We start from the raw sequence: 4,977 nt of genomic DNA, 5'->3' as shown, positions 1-4,977 counted from the left end.
AACTGCTTGAGGTCGGTGAGCACCGGGTTGGTTTCGATCAGGTATTTCTGCGGGTTGGACGGAACGGTGCTGGCCGGTAAGCCCTGGACACGGTTGACCGTGAAGGCAGTGAAGCTGCCGGGTAATCCTGCGCCTGATGAGTCTGTGCTTGAGGTTGTGGCATCGGGGACGCTGGCATCAACGCCAGTCCCGGAACAAACCTACAAACAAACCACCTGCGTCAGACCGTAGGCCGATTGACTGACCTCGCCTCACTCCCTATCCTCGCGCCTGTCACGACTCATTCGTGATCGGGTTTGACGGCTCGGTGGTTTTAAGGCGCGCACTGTCCTTCAACTTTGCTCGTGCACTTCTGTGCTCGACGCAAAACTTAATGGTGACTGTGCGCGGGGCACTTTCGAGTGCGCCGGGTGCCTTAGACCGGTCCGTCAACCTGCGCACAGTTGCCACCTTATCGTTTGACGGCGACCGCGTGGCAGCTCTTGATCACTAAGGAGCTACACCCATGACCGATCCAACCACAAAATCCACCCCCTTCGCCCGCTGCGACCACATCGACCACTACCTGTTCGCCGTCCAACCCGACATCCCGTTACTCGACGCACTCGAACACGCCTCGGTCTACCTGAGCTGCGCCGAAGCCCTCGCCCATCAAGCCCCCACCGCCACCCGCCCGGAACACATCGTCTCGTTACGCTGGGCCAGCCAGCAGATGCTCGGCACCGCCCGATCATTGCTCCAGGCTTCGATCGACGGACTGCATGCCGCCCAACCGGAGGATGACGCATGAACCCGCACATGCCGATGACCAACAACGATTGCGATATCCCGGTGCTGCTGGTCGCCACCCAAGCGCCGCTGGATGTACTGCACAGCAACGCCGCTGCACGGTTTCTGGCGGTCACGCAGATGATGGAAAGCCTGGCCAGCCTCGACATTGCCCATGCCAAAGGCGCAGACGTGCAGCAAATCGCCCACGCAGCGGCCATGCTGCTGCGTGATGGCTGCGATGTGATGGATGTGTTGGGGCGCCAGATTCGGGCGCAGCACTGAAGTAACGCATACGCTGCTCCCGCACGTTGCGGGGAAGGATGAACTGAGCCTCAGGCCAAGCGTGCAAAATCTTGCAAAACGATGGTGCTCAACGGCGTACCTCGCGATAACTATGTACTTCATCGCGGGGTACGATTTGTTTGAGGGTAAGGCTCGTTTTTAGAGTTGGCCCAACGATGGAGCTTTCCAAGTCGCAATTAATCTGCACTAAAAAGGGGACACCCATTAGCCTTGACTCGATACTGGCTAATGGGTGTCTCCTTTTCGCAGTAACTAGCGCGAAGGAATATCCCTGATGTCGGACACGATAAATGTCGGCAAGGTACGGATATAGAAAGGCTCCACGTCAGAATTATCTTTGTGAGTCAGCGCCGCCACCATCGTCTTCATATTGCGAAGCTGACCAAATGCACCGGCAGGCTGCAGCCCCTCACGCTCGTTGGAAAAATGCAGAACTTCGGCACCGGCCTTTTTGACCTTGACCTGATAACTGAAATCAACACTGGCGAGGATCGTATTGTCATCGACGATGACCGACACCAATCCACCATTGGAGTTGCCGATCCGACGCTTGTAGACGGTGTTCACATCCAGCAGGTAATCGGCACTTTCCTTGCTCGTCGCATAGCGATTAGCGCTCGACAATTGATTGATCAGCTCAACGCTGAGCTGCTCGCGCAACGCGTCTTGCGGCATAAACCGCTCATTCTTGCCGACCAGTTCAAGGTCGAAGTTGTCGATCCAGTAGGTAGCGGTCGCCGGGATCTGAACCGGCGTGGGGGAGATGTAGTAATCCGGCTTGGAGGCGCAGCCGGATAAAAATGAGATTGCCAAGAGTAGAGCCAACATACGCATGTGAGTTCGTCCTTGATGAGGGTCATGTTAATTTGAGAGCAGTATTTTACAAACACAGGAGGAACGCCCATTAGCCTTGACTTAAAACCGGCTAATGGGTGTCCCCTTTTCCAGAAGTAATGGGTGTCCCCTTTTCGAAAGTGTTACGCGGAAAGTATCCTTTCTATTTCAGCGCGATCAGACTCAGGAAAAACAATTTCCAACGAATGTTCCTCACCCGATTTCCAATCAAGTACAGCATCACGCAAAACCTCCAGATAAACTTTAAGTTCCGCATCAGGAATACTCGGCAACTTCTCATGCACTAACACCACCTTATTGCAAGGCACCCATTCAAAGTCACGCAAGCAGTCATAAAGCGCATTCCAATTATGCCCAAAATACCCAGGAAACCAAAGTAGCGTGCTAATAGCTTTCAGTAAATAGTCACTATTGGTAATACCTGGCTCAAGCCTGGCGTAAAAAACCTCAGAGGTGTCATATGCCGCTACACCTGAGACAAATCTGAATGGAATCATCTATCAGCTCTCAATAATTAAGTTTTATGAAAGTACCATAATGATCGGGAGTGTAATAAATCTCCCCCCCCTTGCCCGTGACAATCCGTTGAGGACCCGGGCCTGAGATTCCCTCAGATGGATGTACATACTCAGTGTAGTAACCACTAGGTTGAACAGGTAGCGCGATTTGTCCTGTCACTCTATCAGGACGATTCTGAAATGTGCTTCCATCATTACGATGAGGATACGGTGTTCCGGATTGAATACGCTCCAGAGTCGGTCTCAGATCGACGGTACCGACGTACACCTTACCTGTTTTTTGATCAACCACAGTTGCGTTATCGATAAACTCCGTAGTGGATGATGCGAAACTGCTTCCACCGCTTCCTTTCCCGGCTCCCCCTCCCTTCCCCCCACTACTACCGGCGGCGTTGCTACCATTGACGCCCGCACCAACAGGACTTTTCCCCAAAATCGCCATACCAGCCGTCATCTGGAGCTCGGTCAGCAAGGTTGCCCGCTCTTGTAGGGACAACTGACGCCCGAATCGGACATCCAACCAACTGGTTTCCTTCACCCACTGATCGACGCCCGCCAGCTCGCTTGGGGTCAGCCATCCTTCCGCAAGGTTCTTCGCGTAAGCCATTTGTTTGTCAGAAGTAAACAAAGCCCCCCAACCATCAACACCTTGCGAAGGAACAGCAATGGCCCCCGGATTACCCGTGAGCAATCCCGGCATATCGTATGAAACACTGTGTTTCAAGAAGTTGATCAGGTCTTTGCCAGTAGGCGTATTTAAATCAACTGCGCTATTTTGAATGTCGTCGACACAGGAACGGCTTTGGCAGGCATTCATTGCCATCGAACGCTCAGCCGACAGTTTTTCGTATCGCCCGATAATCTCGCGAATGCCGTTTTCGCTACAGTTCCCGCTAGCGCGACATCCTTGAAGTTCATTGAGCAGTCGCTCGGCGGACGGGTGATCCAGATTGTTGTACTGCGTTCCGTTTGCCGCCACGGCAGCAGCGGCGGATGCATTCCCTCCAGTAACCGCAGCAGTCAATACCCCGATCAGCTGGGAGGCAGCCAAAAGCTTACTCACTCCCTGCTGGTACTCCACGCTGCCCCTGTCCACCCCAACCGGCAGCAACTTGTCCGCCAGAAAATCCACTACTGCTTCATTCGCGCCTGCGGCCAGGGCCCCAGTGCGGAAATCCCCACCCATCGCTTCGGCCATCAGGCCACCGAGCGCGGCGTGCATGGCCACCTTCGTCAACTTGCCGTTTTCAAAGAGCGTGGCATCACCGATCTTGTTGGCCCCTATAGCCCCGGCGATGCTAATCCCCGTCCCCACGGCCGACTCAACCAGATTGTCTTTCAGGCTGCCGCCCATGATCGCCGTCTTGGCCACCGAATCAGCTGCTATCTTGATGGCGATGTTCTGGTCAAATTTCAACTCGGTGGGATTAAAGCCAAACTGGGAGGCAATGCCCGCCGTTGCACCCGCTAACACATACCCTTTAAGGCTGTCCGAAGAGGTCATGTCCTTGAAAGTGGCGCCCAGATTTCCTTTGTTGTTGATTACGCTGACTGCCGCAGTGCTGGCCATCGAGGTCAACACGCTCGCCGCGATCACGTTACCCAGTCCCGCAGCGGTGGCTGCTGTCGCAGCAGTAGTCGCCGTTGCTGCGGTGGCTACCGAAGCTGCCGCCATGGTCCCACCGGCGGAGGCTCCCATTGCCGTACTGGCAGAAGCCACCGCGGTACTCGCCGCACCCGCCGTCAACACTGTGACGATAATAATGATCGCCAACATCGCCCCGGCGCCCAGTCCGGAATGGTCGTATTTGAAGGAGTCGTGCACCTCCTTAATCTGTCGCCAATCCACATCCCCACGCTTCTCGGCGTCCTTGAGCCAAGCCAGTTGCGGATCGGCCTTGACCATTGCGTCAATGGTCTGGCTAACGGTGTTCTGATTGATCTGCTTGACGTCGATGTGCAGGCCGTCGACTGCTTTGATCACCAGATTGCCTTTAGCCAACAGTTTGCTCTGACGTAGGGTTTCGTCGGTGTTCCCTTTGCCTTCGGCACTGTTCCAGGCAAGGTCACTATCGCTCTTCTCATGACTCTCCTGATGCAGATCCTTCACCCCTTCAAAGGTGATGGCGCCACCGCTTTGCAGCGTGATGTCCTTACCGCTTTCAAGCTTGGCCGCCTGATATTTCTGATCCCCACCGCTGGCCAGGGTCAGGTCCCCGCCGGTCTTGATTTCACTCCCTACGTTCGTGACCTGAGTCACTTCATCGTGCTGGGTTTTCTTGCTGCCCCAACTGCCTTTTTTCTTCATGTCATACAGCGAGTAATCGCTGTCTTGTGCGGCCAGCAGTTCAAGCTTGTCGCCCGCCACCAGGTACGCTTCGTCGCCAGCGTTGATGCGGCTGGAAATCAGCGTCAAGTCCTTGCCCGCGCTCAGCGCAATATTGCCGCCGGCGGTGAGGCTGGTGGACACCTGGTGCACATGGTCCTCCTGGCTCTTCACTTCCTTGGTTTTGCTGTACGAGTGCTGCTC

General features: G+C 55.0%; 6 protein-coding genes. 3 read left to right on the top strand and 3 right to left on the bottom strand.

The features are described 5' to 3' along the window. The 3 genes from BK658_RS30175 to BK658_RS29695 all read left to right on the top strand — a co-directional run. On the top strand, nt 1-231 hold a 231-nt coding region (locus BK658_RS30175; protein WP_221178631.1), incomplete at its 5' end, for a hypothetical protein. Between the two features lie 274 nt (nt 232-505). Continuing rightward, a complete protein-coding gene (locus BK658_RS29700; RefSeq protein ID WP_123585409.1) occupies nt 506-790 on the top strand; it encodes a DUF3077 domain-containing protein in 285 nt (94 codons plus the stop codon). Beyond that, a complete protein-coding gene (locus BK658_RS29695; RefSeq protein WP_103316269.1) occupies nt 787-1,053 on the top strand; it encodes a short-chain dehydrogenase in 267 nt (88 codons plus the stop codon). Before BK658_RS29700 ends, BK658_RS29695 begins: the two co-directional genes overlap by 4 nt. Before the next feature lie 273 nt (nt 1,054-1,326). Here BK658_RS29695 and BK658_RS29690 read toward each other — a convergent pair whose 3' ends face one another. The 3 genes from BK658_RS29690 to BK658_RS29680 form a co-directional block, all read right to left on the bottom strand. Further along, a complete protein-coding gene (locus tag BK658_RS29690) occupies nt 1,327-1,908 on the bottom strand; it encodes a hypothetical protein (protein ID WP_123585408.1) in 582 nt (193 codons plus the stop codon). Nucleotides 1,909-2,051: 143 nt separating this feature from the next. Continuing rightward, the gene (locus BK658_RS29685; protein WP_123585407.1) at nt 2,052-2,426 is read right to left on the bottom strand and encodes a barstar family protein; all 375 of its coding nucleotides are present in this window, start codon (nt 2,424-2,426) and stop codon (nt 2,052-2,054) included. Nucleotides 2,427-2,436: 10 nt separating this feature from the next. Beyond that, nucleotides 2,437-4,977, bottom strand: a 2,541-nt coding sequence (locus BK658_RS29680) for a DUF637 domain-containing protein (protein ID WP_185019930.1), incomplete at its 5' end; no start/stop codon positions are given.

Source organism: Pseudomonas brassicacearum (genome assembly GCF_003732175.1).
GTDB lineage: Bacteria > Pseudomonadota > Gammaproteobacteria > Pseudomonadales > Pseudomonadaceae > Aquipseudomonas > Aquipseudomonas brassicacearum_G.
The sequence above is the reverse complement of the archived record's forward strand: the minus strand, read 5'-3'. Positions and strand labels throughout refer to the sequence as shown.

Coding starts and splice junctions, on each gene's coding strand:
- BK658_RS29695 (WP_103316269.1), top strand. CDS start 787: ATGAACCCGCACATGCCGATGACCAACAACGATTGCGATATCCCGGTG.
- BK658_RS29685 (WP_123585407.1), bottom strand. CDS start 2,426: ATGATTCCATTCAGATTTGTCTCAGGTGTAGCGGCATATGACACCTCT.
- BK658_RS29700 (WP_123585409.1), top strand. CDS start 506: ATGACCGATCCAACCACAAAATCCACCCCCTTCGCCCGCTGCGACCAC.
- BK658_RS29690 (WP_123585408.1), bottom strand. CDS start 1,908: ATGCGTATGTTGGCTCTACTCTTGGCAATCTCATTTTTATCCGGCTGC.